This is a genomic window from Phytohabitans kaempferiae (genome assembly GCF_042433955.1).
Taxonomy (GTDB): domain Bacteria; phylum Actinomycetota; class Actinomycetes; order Mycobacteriales; family Micromonosporaceae; genus Phytohabitans; species Phytohabitans kaempferiae.
On the sequence record NZ_JBHLUH010000005.1, the window covers coordinates 42,942 to 62,929 of the forward strand.

Sequence of the window (19,988 nt, forward strand, 5' to 3'; positions counted from 1 at the left end):
GCTCAGCCGCTCGCGACAGGCATCACCGGCCCGCGAGCCCGGCGCGGGCCGCCCGCTCTGGCCGGGCGCCACGAGCGACGGTGGGCGGGTCAGCCGCGGGTCTTGGCCGTCGCCCGGCGGGTCGCCTTCGCGGGGGCTGCCTTGGCCGTCTCCTTCGCGCCGCCCGCCGCCTTGGCGCCGCGCGTGGAAGCCGCCGGCTTGGCCGCTCCGGCGCTCTTCGCGGCAGCCGCCTTGGTCGCCCCCTTGGCCCCCGCCGCCTTACGGCCCGAGCCCGAAGCCGCGCCCGAGCCCGACGAAGCCGTGCCCGAGCCGGCCGCGCCCCCGCGGCCCGAGCCCGAGGATGACACCGCAGCGGTGCGGCCGGAGGACCGCGCCGAACGGGTCGAGGCGGAGCCGCGCGCGGTGCCGTTGGCCTTAGCGGCGCGGGAGGTGGCAGCCGCGGCGCCGGTGGCTTCGCCGGCGAGGCCGAGCACGTGGCGCAGGAACTCGCCGGTCGCGCTCTCCGGCACCTCGGCGATCTCCTCGGGCGTGCCGGTGGCGACCACAGTGCCGCCCCGGTGCCCGCCGCTCGGGCCCATCTCGATCAGCCAGTCGGCCGTCTTGATGACGTCGAGGTTGTGCTCGATCACGATGACCGTGTTGCCCTTGTCGACAAGGCTCTCCAGCACGCGCAGCAGCTTGCGGATGTCTTCGAAGTGGAGGCCGGTGGTCGGCTCGTCCAGCACGTACACCGTGCGGCCGGTCGAGCGCTTCTGGAGCTCGGAGGCCAGCTTCACGCGCTGCGCCTCGCCGCCGGAGAGCGTGGGGGCGGGCTGGCCCAGCCGCACGTATCCGAGGCCGACGTCGACCAGCGTCTTGAGGTGGCGGTGGATCGCCGGGATCGCCTCGAAGAAGGTAGCCGCCTCCTCGATCGGCATCTCCAGCACCTCGGAGATCGTGCGCCCCTTGTAGTGCACCTCGAGCGTCTCGCGGTTGTAGCGGGCGCCCTTGCAGACCTCGCAGGGGACGTACACGTCGGGGAGGAAGTTCATCTCGATCTTGATCGTGCCGTCGCCCGCGCAGTTTTCGCAGCGGCCGCCCTTCACGTTGAACGAGAAGCGCCCCGGCCCGTACCCCCGGACCTTGGCCTCGGTCGTCTCCGCGAAAAGCTTGCGGACATGGTCGAAGACCCCGGTGTACGTAGCCGGGTTTGACCTCGGCGTGCGGCCGATGGGCGACTGGTCGACGCCCACCACCTTGTCGACGTCGTCGATGCCGGTGATCCGCGTGTGCCGCCCCGGCACCAGTCGCGCGCCGTTGATCTGGTTGGCCAGCACCGTGTACAGGATGTCGTTGACCAGCGTCGACTTGCCCGACCCCGAGACGCCGGTGACCGCGATGAACTGCCCCAGCGGGAACGACACCGTGAGGTTTTTCAGGTTGTGCTCGCGGGCGCCCTGCACCACCAGCTCGCGCCCCGGGATCTGCATCCGCCGCACGCCCGGCGTGGGGATCTCGCGCCGGCCGGAGAGGTAGGCCCCGGTCATCGACTCCTTGTTTTTCAGCAGACCCTCGACCGAGCCGCTATGCACGATGCGCCCGCCGTGCTCGCCCGCGCCCGGACCGATGTCGACGACCCAGTCGGCGGTGCGGATGGTGTCTTCGTCGTGCTCGACCACGATCAGCGTGTTGCCGAGGTTTTTCAGCCGCACCAGCGTCTCGATCAGCCGGTGGTTGTCACGCTGGTGGAGGCCGATCGACGGCTCGTCCAGCACGTACAGCACGCCGACCAGCCCGGAGCCGATCTGCGTGGCGAGCCGGATGCGCTGCGCCTCACCGCCGGAGAGCGTGCCCGCCGGCCGGTCGAGCGAGAGGTAGTCGAGACCCACGTCGACCAGGAAGCGCAGCCGCGCGTTGATCTCCTTGAGGACCCGCTCGGCGATCATCTTCTGCCGGTCGTTGAGCGTCATCGCGCCCAGCAGGTCGGCGCACTCCCCCACCGAGAGGTTGCACACCTCGGCGATGCTCTTGCCGTCGATCGTGACCGCCAGCACCTCGGGCTTGAGCCGCGCGCCGCCGCAGGAGGGGCAGGGCACATCCCGCATGTACCCCTCGTACTTGTCGCGCGACCAGTCGGACTCGGTGTCGGCGTGCCGCCGCTCGATCCACTGCACCACGCCCTCGAAGCCGGTGTAGTAGGAGCGCTCCCGCCCGTACTTGTTGCGGTAGCGGACGTGCACCTGGTCTTCGGCGCCGTGGAGGATGGTCTTCTGCGCCCGCGACGGCAGCGCCCGCCACGGCGTGTCGATGTCGAAGTGCTCCTGGTCGCCGAGCGCTTCGAGCAGCCGCAGGAAGTATTCGAGAGTGGTGCCGCCGGACCACGGCTGGATCGCCCCCTCGCGCAGCGTGCGCTCCGGGTCGGGCACCACCAGCTCGGGGTCGACCTCTTTCTTGGTGCCGAGGCCGGTGCACTCGACGCAGGCGCCGTAGGGCGAGTTGAAGGAGAACGACCGCGGCTCCATCGCCTCGAACGACAGGTCGTCGTACGGACAGGCGAGGTGCTCCGAGAACGTGCGCTCGCGGTGCTCGTCATCCTCCGGCAGGTCGACGAAGTCGAGCAGCACCACGCCGGCCGCCAGGCGCAACGCGGTCTCCACCGAGTCGGTGAGCCGCTGCTTGGCGCTGGCCTTGACGGTGAGGCGGTCGACGACCACCTCGATCGTGTGCTTCTCCTGCTTCTTCAGCTTCGGCGGCTCGGTCAGCGGGTAGACCACGCCGTCGATGCGGACCCGCGCGTATCCCTTCGACTGGAGCTCGGCGAACAGGTCGACATACTCCCCCTTGCGACCGCGCACCACCGGCGCGAGCACCTGGAAGCGCGTGCCCTCGTCCATCGCGAGCACGCGGTCGACGATCTGCTGGGGCGTCTGGCGGGAGATCGGGCGGCCGCACTTGGGGCAGTGGGGCTCGCCGACCCGGGCGAAGAGGAGCCGCAGGTAGTCGTAGACCTCGGTGATCGTGCCGACCGTCGAGCGGGGGTTGCGCGACGTCGACTTCTGGTCGATCGACACCGCCGGGCTGAGCCCTTCGATGAAGTCGACGTCGGGCTTGTCCATCTGCCCGAGGAACTGCCGCGCGTAGGAGGACAGCGACTCCACGTATCGCCGCTGCCCCTCCGCGAAGATCGTGTCGAACGCGAGGCTGGACTTGCCCGAGCCGGAGAGCCCGGTAAAAACGATCATCGCGTCGCGAGGCAGGTCGAGGTTGACGTCGCGCAGATTGTGCTCGCGCGCGCCACGAATGATCAGCCGATCAGCCACTCTTTGCCCCCGGGGAGAACGTCCACAGACTGCCGGCGCAACTCTAGACCCCCGGTATGACACTTTCCCGCGCCGCCACATTCCCGCAGCTCAAGACCACACTTCAGAGCCACCTACGGGCGGTTTCGGCCGCGTACCTCCTTGTCTATCCGCTTCCACCGCGCCCGCTCCTCGGCCTGGAGCCGCGCGTCTTTGCGCCGCGCCTCGAAGGCGATCTCGCGTTGCAGCTTGCGCCAGCTCTCGTACCGCCGTGGGGTCAGATCTCCGGACTTCAACGCCGAGCGCACCGCGCAGCCCGGCTCGCCGTCGTGCTGGCAGTCCGCGAAGCGGCAGGTGGCGGCGAGGTCGGCGACGTCGGAGAAGGCCCGGTCGAGGCCCTCCTCCGCGTCCAGCAGCCCGACCGCCCGGATGCCCGGCGTGTCCAGAACAGCACCGCCGCCCGGAATCGGGATCAGTGCCCGGTACGTGGTCGTGTGCCGCCCCTTGCCGTCGACGCGCCGGATCTGCTGCGTGCCCATCACGGTCGCGCCGGCGAGCGCGTTGACGAGCGTGGACTTGCCCGCGCCGGAGGGCCCCAGCAGCGCCAGCGTCCGCCCCGCCGCGACGAGCGGCCGCACCGCGGCCAGGCCGTCGCCGCGCTGCGCGCTCACCGCGACGACATCCACGCCAGGTGCCGCCCGCGCGACCTCCGTGACGACCGCGTCCGGGTCGGCCGCCAGATCACATTTCGTGAGTACGACCACCGGCTGCGCCCCGGACTCCCAGGCGAGTGCCAGCAGCCGCTCGATCCGCCCCACGTCGGGAGCCGGATGCATCGGCTCGACCACCGCGGCCGCGTCGACGTTGGCGGCCAGCACCTGGCCCACCGAGTCCTTGTCGGAGGTGCGGCGCACGATGGCGGTACGCCGCGGCAGCACGGCCTCCACCGTGATCCGCGCGTCCGGCCAGCTCCGCACCGTCACCCAGTCGCCCGCGCACGGCAGGTTGACCGGGTCGGCGGCGGACGCGGCGAGGATGGCGCCGGCCAGGCTGGCGCGTACGGTGCCCCCGGCGCACAGCACCGTGCACACACCGCGGTCGACCCGCACGACCCGCCCCGGCTGGTGGTCGTGATCGGGCAGGGAACAGGTGGCGTCCCAACCGAGGGACGCGAGATCAAACGTCATCGGTACAAACCTTTTGCGAGGAGAGAGAAGAAACAGAGTGAGGCTGGCTTCAGCGATCCGCGCAGCTCGAGGCGAGGACAGTCATTACTCCCCACCTCCCCTCTCGTCGGGCCCGTCGACGTGTTGCCAAGACCGTATGGCCAAACCCGGTGCGAGGAAAGCCATTTCTGTAGTGTCGGGGTGTGACGGCTGATCCGCTCGTACTCCTGCCCGAGCTCGACCGCGCGACCGACCGCCTGCTCCGCACCGCAGAGGCCCTTGACGACGACGCCCTCGCCGGCCCCTCCCTCCTGCCCGGCTGGACCCGCGGCCACGTGCTCACCCACCTCGCCCGCAACGCCGACTCGTACGTCAACCTGCTCACCTGGGCCCGCACCGGCGTGCGTACGCCGGGCTACGCGAGCGCCGAGCAGCGCGAGGCCGGCATCCGGGCGGGCGCCCTCCGTCCCCTCGCCGAGCAGCTGGCAGACCTCCGCGCGTCCTGCGCACGCTTCGCCGAGCAGGCCGCCCAGATGCCGGCCGACGCCTGGGGCGCCATCATCGAACGCAACAGCGGCCGCGAGGCGCCCGCCGCCACCACCGTCTGGGGACGCCTTCGCGAGGTCGAGGTGCACCACGTCGACCTCGACGCCGGCTACCGGCCCGACGACTGGCCCGACGCGTTCAGCCAGCACCTGCTCCGCGAGGTGGTGAGCGACCTCAACGCCGCCGCCGGGGTCACCCCGCTGGTGCTCCGCCCCACCGAGCTCGAGCACGACCTCACCATCGGCCAGACCGAGGCCGACACGCCGGCGATCGCCGGCCCCACCTTCGAGCTGGCCGCCTGGCTCTCCGGCCGGTCGTCCGGTGTAGACCTCAACGCCACGCAGCAAGGCCCCCTGCCCACTCCGCCCGCCTGGATCTGACATGACCTACACCGGAGACGTGACCCCCGACGGCCCACCGGACACGCGCCAACTGGACGCCCTCACCATCACCAAGCTCTCCGTCGGCCCGATGGACAACAACGCGTACCTGTTGCGCTGCGAGGAGACCGGCGAGCAGCTTCTCGTCGACGCGGCCAACGAGGCGCCCCGCCTGGTCGAGCTGGTGGGCGACGCCGGATTGTCCACAGTGGTCACCACACACCGCCACATGGACCACTGGGTCGCCCTGGAAGAGGTGGTCGCGGAGACCGGCGCCCGCTCGGTCGCCCACGCGGCGGACGCCGGCGAGCTGCCCATCACCACCGACACCGTCCACGATGGAGACGTCATCACCGTCGGCGCCTGCCCGCTGGAGGTCATCCACCTGGTCGGCCACACGCCCGGCTCGATCGCGCTCCTCTACCGCGACCCGGCGGGCATCCCCCACCTCTTCACCGGCGACTCGCTCTTTCCCGGCGGCGTCGGCAACACGCGTGGCGACAAGGCCAACTTCCAGTCACTGATCGGCGACGTCGAGCGCAAGCTCTTCGACCGCCTGCCCGACGAGACGTGGTTTTACCCCGGGCACGGCAAGGACAGCACGCTCGGCACCGAGCGCCCCAGCCTGCCCGAGTGGCGCGCCCGCGGCTGGTAGCCAGCCGGCAGCCTCAGTCCCAGGCCGGCACCAGCTAAGCGGTTCGCCGGCACCAGCTCGGACCGCGACCCGCACTACGGCGACCCGCCGTTTGTCGCGGCCCCAACCGCAGTGAGGCATCGCGCGCCCGCATCCTCTGTCGCCGCGCTCATGGTCGCTGGGCTCCGGCCGCAACCGCGAAGACCACGACGCCTCCGTCGCCGAGGGCAGCCCGCATGCCATATTCCATGTTGATCTCTATTTCCGTGATATGGTTCCAACATGGGTAGGTGGCAGGAGGCCGTCTGGGTGCCTGACCTGTCCGCGCCCGGTGGGCGCCGCGCCCGCCAGCCATTCACCTATCGGGCCTACATCCCCGACCTCCTCGACCCGGCCGCCCTCAGCTTCAGCGCGGCCACCACCGCCGACATCGCAGAGGCGGAGGCGGCCATCGCGGTGGCTGACCACGGGCACCATCTCGTGGCCATGGAGACCCTGGCGCGGCTGCTGCTCCGCAGCGAGTCCGTCGCGTCCAGTCGCATCGAGGGCCTGGAGTGCAGTCAGCGGCGTCTGGCCGAGGCGGCGTTCGCCCCGGAGCACGCGGGCGAGACCGCTCGTCAGGTGCTTGCCAACATCGATGCCATGCGGCGCGCCATCGACATCGGCGCGTGCGAGCATGACCTCACCGTCGACCACATCCGGTCGATGCACGCGTTGCTCATGCGCGAAGACCGCGCCACGGGGCGGTTCGCCGGCGAGTTTCGCACACGGCAAAACTGGATCGGTGGGCGCGGCGACAGCCCGCGAGACGCCGCCTTCATCCCACCTCCCCCCGAGCACGTCGAGCCGCTCATGGCCGACCTGGTCGCGTTCATCAACCGGGATGACCTGCCGACGGTGGCACAGGCCGCGGTGGCGCACGCGCAGTTCGAGACCATCCATCCGTTCCTCGATGGCAACGGCCGGGTCGGGCGTTGCCTCATCCACACCGTCTTCGCCCGGCGGCACCTCGCGTCGCGCATTCTGGTGCCGGTCAGCCTGGTCCTCGCCGCCTATGGCGATCACTACATCCAGGGTCTCGTCGACTTCCGCGAGGGGCAGGTCGACCAGTGGTGCGGCACCTTCGCGTCAGCCGCCCGGCTGGCCGTCGACGGCGCCGGCCTGTTCGAGGAGCGCCTGGCGGCGATGATAAGCCGCTGGCGGCTCGAGTCGGAGGCACGTCCGGGCTCGCACCTGTGGCGGGCGTGCGAGCAGACGACCATCACACCGGTCTTCACGGTCACCTCGCTTCGCGACGATCTGGGCTCCTCTTCCACCGCCACGACCGAGGCGATCGAGCGGCTGGAAAAGATCGGCATCGTCGCCCAGGTGAGCCTTGGTCGGCGCAACCGTGTCTACCTCAACCGCGCCGTCCTCCGCCTGCTCGACGACTTCGAGCGCGACCTGCTCTCGACCGCTGACGGCACGGCCGGGAGGCTGCGGACCTCGGCCCGGGCGAAGACGGCGATCCCACCGGCTCTGCTCCCTTCTGTGGAGCACACGCTGTTGGAGTCCTTTCCGGTCGGCGCTCAGTCACCGCCCACCACGGCCGCCCTCGCCACGATCTCGGGCTACCGCCCAGACGAGGTCCGCGCCGTCCTCGACCGGTTGGCGGCAGACGATCTGGTGGAGCCGGCCGACCCGCCCGGATGGCTGCTGACCGCGAAAGGACACCAGCTCCGGTCGATGCTTCGCGCCAACGAGGACCTCCGGGACTGATCGGCACGGTGCTCGCGCGGCGCCACCTGTTCGATCCCCTCGCCGGCCGAGACCGCACAGCTCACGCTCCGGCGGCTCGGCCGCCACGCGAGGTCGGATGTTCGCCCTCGCCGGAGAAAACGCCGCGCGGGAGCCAGGAAGCGATCTACGATCCGGCGCATGACGGTCGAAGAGATGCATGGCGTGCGGGTACTCGACGTCCCCGGTGAGGGGGCGGCCCATGCCTAACCTCAGCACCGCCCGAGGCGTCCGCCCCGAGGCGTAGCCGCCACAGCGCCGGCGCCGCGGTGCCCCGGCCCGAGGCGACCTCAGCGCCGCGCCAGCCGGCGGCCCGAGCCTGTGCGGGCGGCGCCGGTCGGTGAGGGCGCGGAGCGCGCGAGCCTCGGCTCGGCCAGCAGGAGGGCGAGAGCGGCAGCCGCCAACGCGGCGCCGGCCAGCGCGACGCTTCGTACCCCGGCGGTTTGCACCAAACCGCCGCCCAGGAGTGAGCCGGCCGCGATGCCCAGGTTGAACGCGGTGCTGGTGCCCGCCCCCGCGAGGTCGGTGCTGCCGGGCGCGACCTGGAGCGTGCGGTACTGCACCGCGGCGGCGAACGCGGCGTAGGCCAGCACGGTCAGCGCGACCGCCACCACGGCCACGGGCTTGGCGGCGCCGAGGGCGTAGAGCGTGAGCAGCGCGGCCACGGTCACGGTGAGCGGCGCGGCCAGCGCGCCCCACGGGCTGCGATCGAGGAAGCGGCCGACGATCAGCGTGCCGGCCACGCCCGCCGCGCCGGAGACCAACAGGAGCGGGCCGAGCGCCGCCGGGTCGAAGCCGCTGACGTCGAGCAGGAACGGGGTGACGTAGGTGTAGGCGGTGAGCGAGCCGCCCACGCCGACCGCGCAGGCGACGACGAGCACCGCGTAGCGGCGGGCGTCGGGCGCGGTGCCTCGGGCCGCGCCGCCCTCGGCGGGAGCGTAGGTGGGGACGAGCGTCGCCACCGCCACGCACGTCGCCAGGCCCGCGGCCGCCATCACCAGGAACGCCACGCGCCAGCCGGCCTGCTGCCCGATCCACGTGCCCACCGGCACGCCGAGCACCGGGGAGAGGGCGGCGCCGATGGAGAGGCGGGCGACCGCACGGCCGCGCGCCTCGGGCGGGAAGAGGCCGGTGGCGGTCGGGCCGACGACCGACCAGAAGAGCGCCTGCGTGAGCGCGATGACCAGCCGGGCGGCCATCAGCACCCAGTAGCTGGAAGCGGCGGCGGAGACCAGCACCGCGACGACGAAGATGGCAAGCGCCACGGTGAGCAACTGGCGCCGCGGGATGTGGCGGGTCAGCCGGGTGAGCGGGATGGACGCGAGCACCACCACGCCCGCGTAGCCGCTGACCAGCAGCCCGATCTCGGAACGGGACCGGTCGAGGTCGTCGGCCATCACGGTGAGCAGCCCGATCGGCAGCACCTCGGTCGTCACGAACGTGAACGCGGCCACCGACAGCGCCACCAGGGCGCCGGTGGCACGCCGTCTCGAAACCGTCATGGCGACTCCACTAAAACGGGCTACGGTGGTAGCCTCCCAGGGGTGTCGGAGGAGCGCAAGCCGGTGCTGCGGATCGTCGGCGGGCACCCGGTGCTCGACCTGGTCAACACCGTGACGCCGCGCCGCCCGGGGGGCACCGAGCACCTCCCCTCCCCCACCGCGCTGCTCGCCTGGTCACGGCGGGTCGGCCTGGTCGACGCGGGCGAGGCCCACGGGGTGAGCGCGGCCTGGCGAGCCAGGTCCGGCTCCGCGGGCCAGGCGCTGCACGCGACACTCGACGTCCGGGAATCGGTGTACGAGGTGCTCGCTGCCCGCCTCGCCGACCCGAGACCCGAGCCGGGGGCGCGGCCCGGGGGCGACCCGGCGGCCGGCGCCGGAGCCGCGCTGGAGCATCTCGCGCTCCGCTGGTCGGCCGCGACCACACGCTCCACATTGGTCGGTTCGGCGGAGCGGGCCGCGCGCGTGGTGGTCGGCACCGACCCGGCGTTCCTGGTGCCAGACCGGCTCGCCTTCGCCGCGGTCGAGCTGCTCCGCACGGCCGACCTGAGCCAGCTCAAGGAGTGCCCGGTCGGCGAGGGCGGCTGCGGCTGGCTCTTCCTCGACCAGAGCCGCAACGGGTCGCGCCGCTGGTGCGCGATGGCCGACTGCGGCGTGCAGGCCAAGACGCGCAAACTCACCGCGCGCCGGCGGGCCGATCGAGCTGCCACCGTCCGAGCCTAGGGAGGTAGCCGGCTGGTGGCCCGACTAGCCGGGCGCAGGTCGGAGCCACCAGCCGGGGACCGTGGGGTGTGGTGCCCTCCCTCCTTTACTCAGCGACCTATCCACCGGGGTCAGGCCCGCATCGAAGCCGGGCCCCGGTCAGCTCAGGGGTGGTTCGCGGCGTAGCTGGCGGAGCTTCGCGGGACGGCGGCACCGGATGCCGCCGGCGGCGGTGCCGGCACGGGTCTCGGCGTGCGCGCGGCCGGTGCGGGTCGAGGCGGCGGCGTGCTCCAGACGCGCTCGCCACCGATGTGAGCGTGAACCCGACCGTGACCGGACATGCAGCCACCCTTGACGTACCGACAGGACCTGGCCGCCCGGTGGCCGAAAACCTTTTCGGCAATCTAGCGACGTCTCTGTAGCGCTGTCAAGGGTGGCTTGGTGTACCCTCCCACGAAACGGCTCACGAAAGGATTTCGGTGGCCAGGCAGCGCTCTCGAAATGTCACGCTGACCGACGTGGCCCGCCGTGCCGGTGTGTCGGTGGCCACCGCTTCCAAGGCACTCAACGCCCGCGACGAGGTGGCGCCGGAGACCCGCCGCCGCGTGCTGGAGGCCGCCGAGCAGTTGGCGTTCCAGCCCAACGTACTCGCCCGCGGGCTGCTCACCGGCCGCACGCGCACCATCGGCCTGCTCACCGACGAGCTGGGCGGCCGCTTCTCCATCCCGATCCTGCTCGGCGTGGAAAACGCCCTGGCCAACGGCCAGATGTCAGTGCTGCTCTGCGACGCCCGAGGCGACGCGATCCGCCGCCAGCACTACATCCGCACGCTGCTCGCCCGCCAGGTCGACGGCTTCGTGGTGCTTGGCGAGAGCAACGACCTGCGCCCCTCGCTGACCCGCCACATCCCGGTGCCTGTCGTGTACGTGTACGGCGAGTCCGACAACCCCGACGACCTCTCCGTCCTCGCCGACGACGAGCACGGCGCCCGCCTCGCCACCGAGCACCTGGTGTCGCTGGGGCGCCGCCGGATCGCCCACGTCACCGGCCCGGAGAGCTACCGCGCCGCCCGCGACCGCGCGGCCAGCGCCAGGGCCGTGCTCGCCGCCGCCGGCCTCCAGCTCGCCGGCGGCGCCCCGCTCTTCGGCGAGTGGTCGCAGCGTTGGGGCCGCCACGCCGCCCGCACGCTCCTCGCCGCCCACCCCGACATCGACGCCATCTTCTGCGGCAACGACCAGATCGCCGCCGGGGTCGCCGGGGCGCTGCGCGAGTTCGGCCGCCAGGTGCCCGAGGACATCTCGATCGTCGGCTACGACAACTGGCACGAGTTCGCGGCCGACTGCCAGCCGCCACTGACCACAGTGGACCTCAACCTCCAGCGCCTCGGCGAGACGGCCGTACACCACCTCTTCGCCGCGCTCGACGGCCAGCCGGCCACCGGCGTCGTCCGCCAGCCGTGCCGCCTGGTCGTCCGCGACTCCACCGGCCCACCGCCGCCCCGCCTCGCGCGGTAGCCGGCGGCTGGGGCGTGTTCCATAAGGGTCGGTCGAGCCGAGGCGGAGTCCAGGCGGCGCCTGGGCCCGCCGCAGGCCGGCCATTCCCTCATGCACGCCCTAGGAGAGCAGGGCGCGGACCGCGCGTTCGGTGGAGCCGGTCGCCACGCGCCCGTCGTGGAAGAGGTCGACCACACGCGGGTCGACGTACGACGCCTTGGCCACCGCGGGCGTGTTGCCCAGCAGCTCGGCCACCTCTCGCATCACCTCCGCCACCGCGCGCTTGCGCCGGGTCACCGAGGTCTGCGGGCCCAGTTCGGCGAGCTTCGCGGCGGCCAGCAGTGTCGCGTGCCAGGTGCGCAGGTCCTTCGCCGTCATGTCGGCGGCGCTCGCCTCGCGCAGGTACTCGTTGACCTCGTCGCTGCGCACGTCGTGCCACCGCCGCCCGTTCCAGTACGCGAACAGCCGCTCGCTCCCCCGCCGCCGTTTGCGCAGGTCGCGCAGCACGTCGCAGACCCGCTCGTCGAACACCTCGCAGACCTGCTCCACGCCGCCCTTGGCCGGAAACTCCAGCACGACGCGGCCCTTCCGCCCGCGTACGTGCTCGGGGCGGAGCGTGGCAACCCCGTACGAGGGGTCGTCGCCGCCCGCGTACTCGTCGCCGCCGACCCGGAACGCGCCGGAGTCGAGCAGCGCCGCCACCGCCGCGAGGACGCGTGCCCGCCCGAGCCCGCGCCCGCCCAGGTCGCTGTTGATCCGGCGGCGCAGCGCGGGGAGGCGGGACGCGACGTCGAGTACGTGCTCGTGCTTCTCCGCGTCCCGCTCTACTCTCCACTGTGGATGGTAGAGGTACTGCCGCCGCCCCGCCGCGTCGGTGCCCGTGGCCTGGATGTGCCCGCGCGGGTCGGTCGAGATCCACACGTCCTTCCAGGCGGGCGGGATCACCAGCGCGCGCAGCCGAGCCACGATCTCCGGGTCGGTGACCGGCTCGCCCCGCTCGTCGAGGAACGTCACGCCGCGCCCGCGCCGCCGCCGTCCGTACCCAGGCCCCGACGGCGAGCTACGCCGCAGCCGCACAGGTCGCCTCGTCCACGGCGGCGAGCACCTCGTCGACACCGATCGACGCCACCGTGGGCCCACGCCACAGTGCGCGGTGTCGCGTGCGCTCCGGCGGCGGCCCCCACTGCCCCGGTGTGACCGGTCCGAAGAGGACGACCGACGGGACGCCGTACGCGGTCGCGAGGTGCCCGACCCCCGTGTCGCCGCTCACCACCAGCCGCGCGTGGGCCACCAGCCCGGCCAGCTCCGCCAGCTCGGTGTGCCCGGCCAGCACCGCGTCCCCCGGCAGGCCGGCCCGCGCCGCCACCCGCCCGGCGGCCGGCCGCTCGGCGGCGGATCCGGTGACCACCACGTCGTACCCGCGACCGGCCAGCTCCCGCGCCACCGCCGCGAACCGCTCCGCCGGCCATCGCCGGGCGGCCGCCGTCCCGCCCGGATGGACCACCGCCACCTCGCGCCGTGGCGGTTCCGGCGCGCGGAGCGCGAGGTCGGTGGGATCGGTGGGTACGCCGTACCACTCCAGCAGCCGGCACCAGCGCCGGACCTCGTGCTCGCCGTCGCTCCACTCCGGACCGTCCACATGCTCCGCCTCGGGGCAGGCGTAGGCGCGCAGTGCCGAGGGGCGAGAGCGGCCCAGCAGCCGGTGCGACCGTGGCCCCCGGCCGTGCAGGTTGACCGCCCACGCCGCCTCCGGCAGCGCCCGCGGTGCCAGCCCGGCGCACGGCACCAGCGCGTCGACGCCGCCGACCAGGTCGACCAGCGGGCTGAGCGAGGCCGGCGCGGCGAGTGCCAGCGTCTCCCCGGGGAAGGCCCGCCGCAGCCCGCGCAGCGCCGGTACCGCGGTGACCAGGTCGCCGATCCCGAGCGCCCGCAACACCAGGATCACGGGTACGACGACTCCCGCTCGGCGCAGACCACGATCTCCCGGATCGCGCTGCCGGCCGGCTGGTGGAGCGCGAACATCACCGCGGCCGCCACGCTCGCCGGGTCGTTGAGCTGCGCGTCGGCGCCCGGCTTGTACTGCTCGTCGCGCCCGTCGAAGAACGGCGTGCGCATCCCGCCCGGCACCAGCAGCGTCACGCCGACCGTGCCGGCCAGCTCGGCGGCGAGCGCGCGCGTGAAGCCGACGACGCCGAACTTCGCCGCGCAGTACGCCGTGGCGTCGCTGACCGCCTTGAAACCAAGCGTCGAGGCGACCGTGACGACCGCGCCGTGCGCCTGCTCCAGTGCCGGCAGGGCGGCCCGCACGACGGCGGCGGTGGCGAGCAGGTCGACGGCGACCGTCCGCTCCCACACCTCCGTCGGTACGTCGGCCAGCCGCCCTGGCACATCCACACCGGCCGCTGTCACCACCGCGTCCAGCCGCCCCGCCTCGGCCGCGACCCGGCGCGTGGCGTCCTCGGCGGCGCGTGTGTCCGCGAGGTCGCACTCGATCCAGGTCGCGCCGTCGACCGGGGCGCCCGGCGCCTGGCGGTCCAGAATGTACGGTCGCCAGCCCTCCTTGGCTGTCGCGGCGACCACCGACGCGCCGAGCCCACTCGAACCGCCGGTCACCAGAACGGTCTTCATCAGACCCCCTCCAGATGCTGTGCCGCCGCGATCATCCGGGTCGTCGAGCGGCCGTCGAGGTACGGCACTATCACGCACTCGCCGCCCCACCGCTGGACGATGTCGGCCTCCGGCAGCAGCCCGCCGTCGCTGCCGTAGTCGCCGCCCTTGACCCACACGTCCGGACGGAGCCAGGAGAGCACCGCGTCCGGTGTGGACTCGTCGAAGACGACGACCGCGTCCACCGCGGAGAGCGCGGACAGCAGCCGGGCCCGGTCGTCCTGCCGCACCACCGGGCGCTCCGGTCCCTTGAGGCCGGTGACGCTGCTGTCCGAGTTGAGGCACACCACGAGGCAGTCGCCGAGCCGGCGAGCCGCCTCCAGCGTGGCGATGTGGCCGGCGTGCAGCAGGTCGAAGCAGCCGCCGGTGGCGACGACCCGGCCGCCCCGCGCGCGTACCCGGCTGACCAGGTCACCGGCCGCGTCCCGCCCGACGATCGCCGCGTGTCGCGGCGGCGTGCCCGGCGCGAGTGTGGCGCGCACCCCACCGCAGGCCACGTACTCGGTCGCCGCCCGCACGGCCGCCTGCACCGCCTCCGAGACCAGCGCGCCTTCGGCGAGGGCGAGCGCGGCCGCGGTGGCGAAGCGGTCGCCGGCGCCGCAGGTGTCCCCACCGACCCGCGCCGGCGCCGGTACGACCAGCGGGGTCGGGCCGTGGCAGAGCAGCGCGCCCTCGGCGCCCATCGTCACGGCGACGGCACCGGTGCGCCAGCGCCCGCGCAGCTCCTGACCGCCCCGGGCCGAGGCGGCGACCCGGTTGCCCCCGGCCGAGTCGCCGGTCAGGTGGCGGACCTCGGCCTCGTTCGGCGTCGCCAGCCGTACGCCCGGCACCGGCGCCGGCCCGCGCGGATGCGGGTCCCACACCACCGGTGCGGTCGTGTCGGCGAGCGCCGCGCGCAGGGCCGGCTGCCGCGCCACACCTCGGCCGTAGTCGCTGACCAGGATCGCGTCCGCCTCGGCGATCGCCATCAGGGCCGCCTCGGTCGCGTCGCCCGCCACGTCGGCGTCGCCCCGGTCGAGGCGGAGCAGCACCTGCCCGTGCGAGCGAAACCGCACCTTCTCCGGGGTCGCGCCGGACATCCGGATCGGGTACACGCGGACGCCCGCCGCGGCGAGCAGCTCGCTCAGGCGCGCGCCGCCCGCGTCGTCGGCCAGGCCGGTGACGAGCGCGACGTAGTGCCCCTGGCGCGCGGCGAACAGGGCCGCCAGCCCGGCGCCGCCGGGACGGTCCGATGTGGACTCCTCGGCGAGCACCGGCGCCGGAGCGTCCGGGCTGACCCGGGTCACCGTGCCGTCGACATCGCGGTCGAGCAGCGTGTCGCCGACGATAACGATCATGTCATGCCACCTACCGGTACGGCCTTCCACGGCGACGCGGAGAGCGACGGCAGCGCGAGGTCGACGTACTCGCAGAGCACGTGCACCGACACCAGGTGCAGCTCCTGCACCACCTGGGGGTCGGGCGAGGGCACGGCGAGCACGTCGGCGCAGACCTCGGCGAGCGGATTGGGCGTCGGGCCGGTCATCCCCAGCACCCGCAGACCGCGCTGTGCGCCGGCCTCGGCGGCCGCGAGCAGGTTGGTGCTGCACCCGCTGGTCGAGAGGAGCAGCAGGATGTCGCCCTGGCGGCCATGCGCGCGCACCTGGCGGGCGAACACCTCGTCGTACCCGAAGTCGTTGCTGATCGCGGTCAGCGACGAGGTCTCGGCGGTGAGCGCGATCGCCGACAGGGCCGGGCGGTCGTCGCGGAGCTTGCCGACGAGTTCGGCCGCGAGGTGCTGGGCCTCGGCGGCGCTCCCGCCGTTTCCGGCCACCAGCAGCCGCCCGCCGCCGACGAGCAGCCGGGCCAGGTCGTGCCCCCACCGGGAGAGCTTGCGGCCCGCCTGCCGGTACGGCACGAGCGCCGAAGCCAGCCCCGCGAGGTGACTGTCCAACACCGACACCTGGGAACCTCCCATCAAGCCGCCGCCCCGGCCGGCCGGCGCAGCTCGCCCACGGCCTCGTAGACCGCGCTCAGCTGCTCCGCCGCCCGCCTCCACGAGTAGCACTGGCGGGCCCGGTCGAGGGCCGCGGTGGCGTACGCGAACCGCCGCACCGGGTCGCCCAGCACGCGGCGCAGCGCCATGCCGAGCGACCGCGGGTCGCGGGGCGACACCAGGTCGCCGGTGAGTCCGTCGACCACCGTGTCGGTGAGCCCGCCGACCGACGAGCCGACCACCGGCACGCCACACGCCATCGCCTCGAGCGGGGTGAGCCCGAACGGCTCGTACCACGGCGCGGTCGCCAGCACGTCCGCCGAGCGGTACCAGCGCGGCATCTCGTTCGCCGGTACCGCGCCGACGAGCCGCACGCGGTCGGCGACCTTCGCGGACTCGGCGAGACGGCGCAGCTTGCCGGCGAACGAGTCGGCCTCGAGACCGGCGGCGGGCGGGCCGCCCACCACCACGCATTCCGCCTTCGGCACGATCCGCAGCGCTCGGATCAGGTCGGCGAAGCCCTTGCGCTCCACGTACCGGCCGACGGTGAGGATCCGCGGCCGGTCCGGGTCGCGCGGCTCGGCCGGGCCCTCGGGCGTGAACCGCTCACTGTCCACACCGGACGGGATCAGCGCCATGCGGGTCCGTGGGACGCCCATCCGGACCAGCTCGCGCACCTCGTCCTGGCACTGCACCACCACGCGGTCGACGGCCCGGCCGAGCGCCCGCTCGTAGCCGATCCGCTTGGGCGGGCTGGTGTCCGCGGCGCCCTGATGCCGCTTCTTGACCGAGCCGAGCGCGTGGTACGTCTGCACCACCGGCACGCCGGTCTGCCGGCCCGCGGTGACGGCCGCCAGGCCGCTCATCCAGAAGTGCGCGTGCGCCACGGTCGGTACCCACTCGTCGCCCCGCCACTCGTCGACGAGCCAGCGGCTGAAGTCCCTCATGTACGGCAGCAGCTCGTCCTTCGGCAGCGGCTCGGGCGGACCAGCCGGCACGTGCGCGACCACCACCCCGTCCCGCATCGGCACGAGCGCGGGCTGGTCGGCCGAGTCGCGTCGCGTGTAGACACGGACGTCGTGCCCCTGGCCGGCCAGCGCGGCGGCCAGCTCGGCGACGTGAGTGTTCTGCCCGCCGGCGTCGACGCCCCCGAGAGCGGCCAGCGGACTGGCGTGTTCCGAGATCATCGCGATGCGCATGCGAACCTCCTCAAACCCCAGGACCAACGATGGACTCCAACAACCTGTCCCAGTCGGCCAGAAACCGGTCGAGGCCGTAACGTTCTTGTGCGGCAGCGCGGGCGCGCGCCCCGAGCCGGCGCGCCTCGGCCGGCTCCTCCAGCAGCCAGCGGGCGCCCTCCACCAGGGTCTCCACGCGCGTGGAGAGCACACCGGCGTCGGGCGGCACCGCGCGGACCGCCTCGGTGGTGGCCAGTGCCACGACCGGCATCCCCATCGCCATCGCCTCGACGAGGCTCAGCCCGAGCGAGGTCCAGCGGCACAGGTGCAGGTACGCCCGGCGGCGGGCCAGCTCGGCGTGCATCCGCGCCTGCGGCACGTCCTCGTGGGCGTCCACGCCGGACAGTGCGTCGAGGTCGGTGACGCCCATGCCGTACACGTCGAGCGGCGCCACGGCGGCGAACCGTGGAAACAGGTCGGTGCCGGTGACCCGCCCCCGGCGCACCGGCTCGTTGGTGGCGAGCGCGAAGCGCGGCAGGTCGCCGGTGTAGCGGACGGAGGGCGGCACGATGCCGTGCTCGATCACCGCCGTGGGAGTGCCGCCGCTGTCCCAGAAGAGGTCGTTGAAGTGCGTCACGTGCACGAGGAGGAGGTCGTCCCGGTCGGCCATGGGGTGGCGCGTGTCGGGTACGTCGCCCTTCGGCGCGTTGTGCTCGACGTAGACGGTCGGCGGGCGCCGGCCCAGCCACCTGTCGACCAACTCCAGCTCGCGTGGGCGCTGCGCCACCACCACGTCGACGTCCTCGGCGGCGAGACGCTCGGGCGGGACCTCCTCCACGGTGTCCGGCCAGGCGTACGTGCGGGCGCGGCCCAGCCCGTACGGTCCCCGATCGGGCGTGACCGGCACGAGGTACCGGTGCTTGCCGTGCACGAACGCGGTCGTCCAAGCGCCGTGCACGTGCCAGAGCAGGACGTTCATGGCACACCGACCAGGCGTACCGCCTCGACCACGTCATGTGGGTCCACCGTGGACAAGCAGGGGTGGCCGGCGACCGGGCAGACCGCGGCGCGCGTGTTGCGGCACGGCGCGCCGGCGTCGCCGAGCCGCACCCACGGCACGCGGTACGGCCCCCACTGTCCAAACGGGACGGTCGGCGCGAAGAGGCTCACCACCGGCGTGCCCAGGGCGGCGGCGAGGTGAGCGGGGCCGGTGTTGGCGACCACGAGACAGGCGGCCCGGGCGATCACCGCGGCCAGCGCGCCGAGCGACGTCTGGCCGCCCAGGTCGAGCGCGGCCGCGCCGGCGACCCGGGAGCAGAGCGGAAGCTCGTCCGGCCCGCCGGTGACGACCACGCGGTGCCCGGCGTCGGTGAGCGCGCTGACGATGGCGGCGTACCGCTCGGGCGGGCAGGCACGGGCCGGCACGGAGGCGCCGGGATGCACCACCACGTACCCGGGTTCCAGGTCCGGTCCCCCGTCCACCTCGCGCAGCCGCATCTCCGGCACGTCGTCGGGAGGCGGTGGGAAGCCGGCCGCGGTGGCCAGCGAGAGGGCGCGCTCCGGCTCGGGGATGCCGAGCGGCACGCGGTGCCGTAGGTCCAGGAGGGAGCCGGGATAGTCGTCGCTGATCGCCGCGATCCGCCGTACGCCGGCCATCCGCAGCACGAGGGCGAGCGGGAGCGCCGACTGGTGGAAGGAGGTGAACAGCACCGCCTCCTCCGGCCCCGCCGCCACGATCCGGTCCACCATGCGGTCCACTTCGGAGCGGGCCAGCGGCTCGGGGCTGGGGTCGATCCAGGGCAGCCGCCACTCGATCAGCTCGTCCACGCCGGGGAGCAACTCGGCGGCGCGGCGGCCGCGCGGTCCGCAGAGCATGACCACGCGCTCGGCGCCGGCCGCGACCGCGCGGATCGCCGGGCCGGTGACCAGCACGTCGCCGGCGGAGTCCGGCCGGGCCACGAGCACGGTGCCGCGCCGGGCCGGCGTCCCCGGGGTGACCAGGCGGGAGCGGCGCAGGATCTGGTGGACCGCCGCATCCAGGTCGCCGGCCACTGTGGGCGCGGCGGCAACCTCCTCGGGTCGCGTGGAGTCGGTGGGCACCAGGATGCCGGCGGCTCCCGCCGCGCCGGCCGCCACCATGTCGCGGCCGATGTCGCCAATGACCACGCAGCGCTGGGGTGTGGTCCCCAGCGCCGCGGCGGCATCCAAGATCATGCCCGGCTGTGGCTTGCGACAGCGACAGCCGTCACGCTCGCCGTGCGGGCACATGTGCCAGGTGTCGAACGGCCCGAGCAGTTCCCTGACCCGCGCGTCGACCCGCGCCACGTCCTCCGCCGACAGCAGCCCGCTCGCCACGCCCGACTGGTTGGTCACCACACCGAGCCGGAAACCGGCCCCGCGAAGCCGATCCAGCGCCGCCCGCGCACCGGGCACCGGGCGCACGAGGGCCGGATCCCCGTTGTACGGCACGTCGTGTACGAGCGTGCCGTCGCGGTCGAAGAGCACCGCGTCGAACAGATGGCTTCGCACGTGACGCTGGTTCCCGGCGCCAGAAGGAGTAAACATCACCGGAAGGCGCCCGGAGAGCGGGCGAAAACCGGGTCCGACCACGGCTGATACCGAGCGGGACGGCCATCGTGGGGAGCGCGGTACGGGCCCGGCGAGGTGCCCGGCACATGCCCGCCGACGACCACC

15 protein-coding genes and 1 pseudogene are annotated in these 19,988 nt (G+C 73.5%); 5 read left to right on the forward strand and 11 right to left on the reverse strand.

All coding sequences use genetic code 11. The features are described from left to right. Positions 1–362: 362 nt before the first annotated feature. A pseudogene (uvrA, locus tag ACFFIA_RS04630) lies at positions 363–3,299 on the reverse strand (excinuclease ABC subunit UvrA); the annotation flags it as partial. A 113-nt stretch (positions 3,300–3,412) separates the two neighbouring features. After that, positions 3,413–4,465 carry a ribosome small subunit-dependent GTPase A gene (rsgA, locus tag ACFFIA_RS04635; RefSeq protein ID WP_377245849.1) on the reverse strand — a complete coding sequence of 351 codons (1,053 nt, stop codon included), beginning with the start codon at positions 4,463–4,465 and terminating at the stop codon, positions 3,413–3,415. Between the two features lie 182 nt (positions 4,466–4,647). Here rsgA and ACFFIA_RS04640 point away from each other — a divergent pair, with 182 nt between their 5' ends. From ACFFIA_RS04640 to ACFFIA_RS04650, 3 genes are all read left to right on the forward strand, one after another. Next, positions 4,648–5,370: a maleylpyruvate isomerase family mycothiol-dependent enzyme gene (locus ACFFIA_RS04640; RefSeq protein WP_377245852.1), complete on the forward strand. Its 723-nt coding sequence runs from the start codon at positions 4,648–4,650 to the stop codon at positions 5,368–5,370. A gap of 1 nt (position 5,371) precedes the next feature. Then, on the forward strand, positions 5,372–6,025 hold the full coding sequence (locus ACFFIA_RS04645) for an MBL fold metallo-hydrolase (RefSeq protein ID WP_377245855.1): 654 nt from the start codon (positions 5,372–5,374) through the stop codon (positions 6,023–6,025). A 261-nt stretch (positions 6,026–6,286) separates the two neighbouring features. Next, on the forward strand, positions 6,287–7,762 hold the full coding sequence (locus ACFFIA_RS04650; protein WP_377245858.1) for a Fic family protein: 1,476 nt from the start codon (positions 6,287–6,289) through the stop codon (positions 7,760–7,762). Positions 7,763–8,070: 308 nt separating this feature from the next. Here the strand turns inward: ACFFIA_RS04650 and ACFFIA_RS04655 are convergent, their stop codons facing one another. Further along, on the reverse strand, positions 8,071–9,282 hold the full coding sequence (locus ACFFIA_RS04655) for an MFS transporter (protein ID WP_377245861.1): 1,212 nt from the start codon (positions 9,280–9,282) through the stop codon (positions 8,071–8,073). A gap of 42 nt (positions 9,283–9,324) precedes the next feature. On the opposite strand from ACFFIA_RS04655, the gene ACFFIA_RS04660 reads away from it, so the two are divergent. Both ACFFIA_RS04660 and ACFFIA_RS04665 read left to right on the forward strand, forming a co-directional pair. After that, positions 9,325–10,002 carry a CGNR zinc finger domain-containing protein gene (locus tag ACFFIA_RS04660; protein WP_377245864.1) on the forward strand — a complete coding sequence of 226 codons (678 nt, stop codon included), beginning with the start codon at positions 9,325–9,327 and terminating at the stop codon, positions 10,000–10,002. 458 nt (positions 10,003–10,460) lie between these two features. Continuing rightward, positions 10,461–11,495: a LacI family DNA-binding transcriptional regulator gene (locus ACFFIA_RS04665; protein WP_377245867.1), complete on the forward strand. Its 1,035-nt coding sequence runs from the start codon at positions 10,461–10,463 to the stop codon at positions 11,493–11,495. Positions 11,496–11,594: 99 nt separating this feature from the next. Here the strand turns inward: ACFFIA_RS04665 and ACFFIA_RS04670 are convergent, their stop codons facing one another. From ACFFIA_RS04670 to ACFFIA_RS04705, 8 genes are read right to left on the reverse strand one after another with little or no spacing between them, the layout of a single operon-like run. Further along, entirely contained in the window at positions 11,595–12,551 is a 957-nt protein-coding gene (locus ACFFIA_RS04670; RefSeq protein ID WP_377245870.1) for a DNA topoisomerase IB, read from the reverse strand. Then, a complete protein-coding gene (locus ACFFIA_RS04675) occupies positions 12,535–13,419 on the reverse strand; it encodes a glycosyltransferase family 9 protein (RefSeq protein WP_377245873.1) in 885 nt (294 codons plus the stop codon). Before ACFFIA_RS04675 ends, ACFFIA_RS04670 begins: the two co-directional genes overlap by 17 nt. After that, positions 13,416–14,102, reverse strand: a complete 687-nt coding sequence (locus tag ACFFIA_RS04680; protein WP_377245875.1) for an SDR family oxidoreductase — start codon at positions 14,100–14,102, stop codon at positions 13,416–13,418. Before ACFFIA_RS04680 ends, ACFFIA_RS04675 begins: the two co-directional genes overlap by 4 nt. Then, positions 14,102–15,478 carry a PfkB family carbohydrate kinase gene (locus ACFFIA_RS04685; protein ID WP_377245878.1) on the reverse strand — a complete coding sequence of 459 codons (1,377 nt, stop codon included), beginning with the start codon at positions 15,476–15,478 and terminating at the stop codon, positions 14,102–14,104. Before ACFFIA_RS04685 ends, ACFFIA_RS04680 begins: the two co-directional genes overlap by 1 nt. Further along, complete coding sequence (locus tag ACFFIA_RS04690) at positions 15,475–16,098, reverse strand: D-sedoheptulose-7-phosphate isomerase (protein WP_377245881.1); 624 nt, start codon at positions 16,096–16,098, stop codon at positions 15,475–15,477. Before ACFFIA_RS04690 ends, ACFFIA_RS04685 begins: the two co-directional genes overlap by 4 nt. Next, complete coding sequence (locus ACFFIA_RS04695; protein WP_377245884.1) at positions 16,098–17,315, reverse strand: glycosyltransferase; 1,218 nt, start codon at positions 17,313–17,315, stop codon at positions 16,098–16,100. Before ACFFIA_RS04695 ends, ACFFIA_RS04690 begins: the two co-directional genes overlap by 1 nt. A 10-nt stretch (positions 17,316–17,325) precedes the next feature. Beyond that, on the reverse strand, positions 17,326–18,273 hold the full coding sequence (locus ACFFIA_RS04700; RefSeq protein WP_377245887.1) for a glycosyltransferase: 948 nt from the start codon (positions 18,271–18,273) through the stop codon (positions 17,326–17,328). Beyond that, complete coding sequence (locus tag ACFFIA_RS04705) at positions 18,270–19,859, reverse strand: HAD-IIIA family hydrolase (protein ID WP_377245890.1); 1,590 nt, start codon at positions 19,857–19,859, stop codon at positions 18,270–18,272. The genes ACFFIA_RS04700 and ACFFIA_RS04705 overlap by 4 nt, the downstream gene beginning before the upstream one ends. Between the last annotated feature and the right edge of the window lie 129 nt (positions 19,860–19,988).

Coding starts and splice junctions, on each gene's coding strand:
- rsgA (WP_377245849.1), bottom strand. CDS start 4,465: ATGACGTTTGATCTCGCGTCCCTCGGTTGGGACGCCACCTGTTCCCTG.
- ACFFIA_RS04645 (WP_377245855.1), top strand. CDS start 5,372: ATGACCTACACCGGAGACGTGACCCCCGACGGCCCACCGGACACGCGC.
- ACFFIA_RS04650 (WP_377245858.1), top strand. CDS start 6,287: ATGGGTAGGTGGCAGGAGGCCGTCTGGGTGCCTGACCTGTCCGCGCCC.
- ACFFIA_RS04655 (WP_377245861.1), bottom strand. CDS start 9,282: ATGACGGTTTCGAGACGGCGTGCCACCGGCGCCCTGGTGGCGCTGTCG.
- ACFFIA_RS04680 (WP_377245875.1), bottom strand. CDS start 14,102: ATGAAGACCGTTCTGGTGACCGGCGGTTCGAGTGGGCTCGGCGCGTCG.
- ACFFIA_RS04685 (WP_377245878.1), bottom strand. CDS start 15,478: ATGATCGTTATCGTCGGCGACACGCTGCTCGACCGCGATGTCGACGGC.
- ACFFIA_RS04690 (WP_377245881.1), bottom strand. CDS start 16,098: ATGGGAGGTTCCCAGGTGTCGGTGTTGGACAGTCACCTCGCGGGGCTG.
- ACFFIA_RS04695 (WP_377245884.1), bottom strand. CDS start 17,315: ATGCGCATCGCGATGATCTCGGAACACGCCAGTCCGCTGGCCGCTCTC.
- ACFFIA_RS04700 (WP_377245887.1), bottom strand. CDS start 18,273: ATGAACGTCCTGCTCTGGCACGTGCACGGCGCTTGGACGACCGCGTTC.
- ACFFIA_RS04705 (WP_377245890.1), bottom strand. CDS start 19,859: ATGTTTACTCCTTCTGGCGCCGGGAACCAGCGTCACGTGCGAAGCCAT.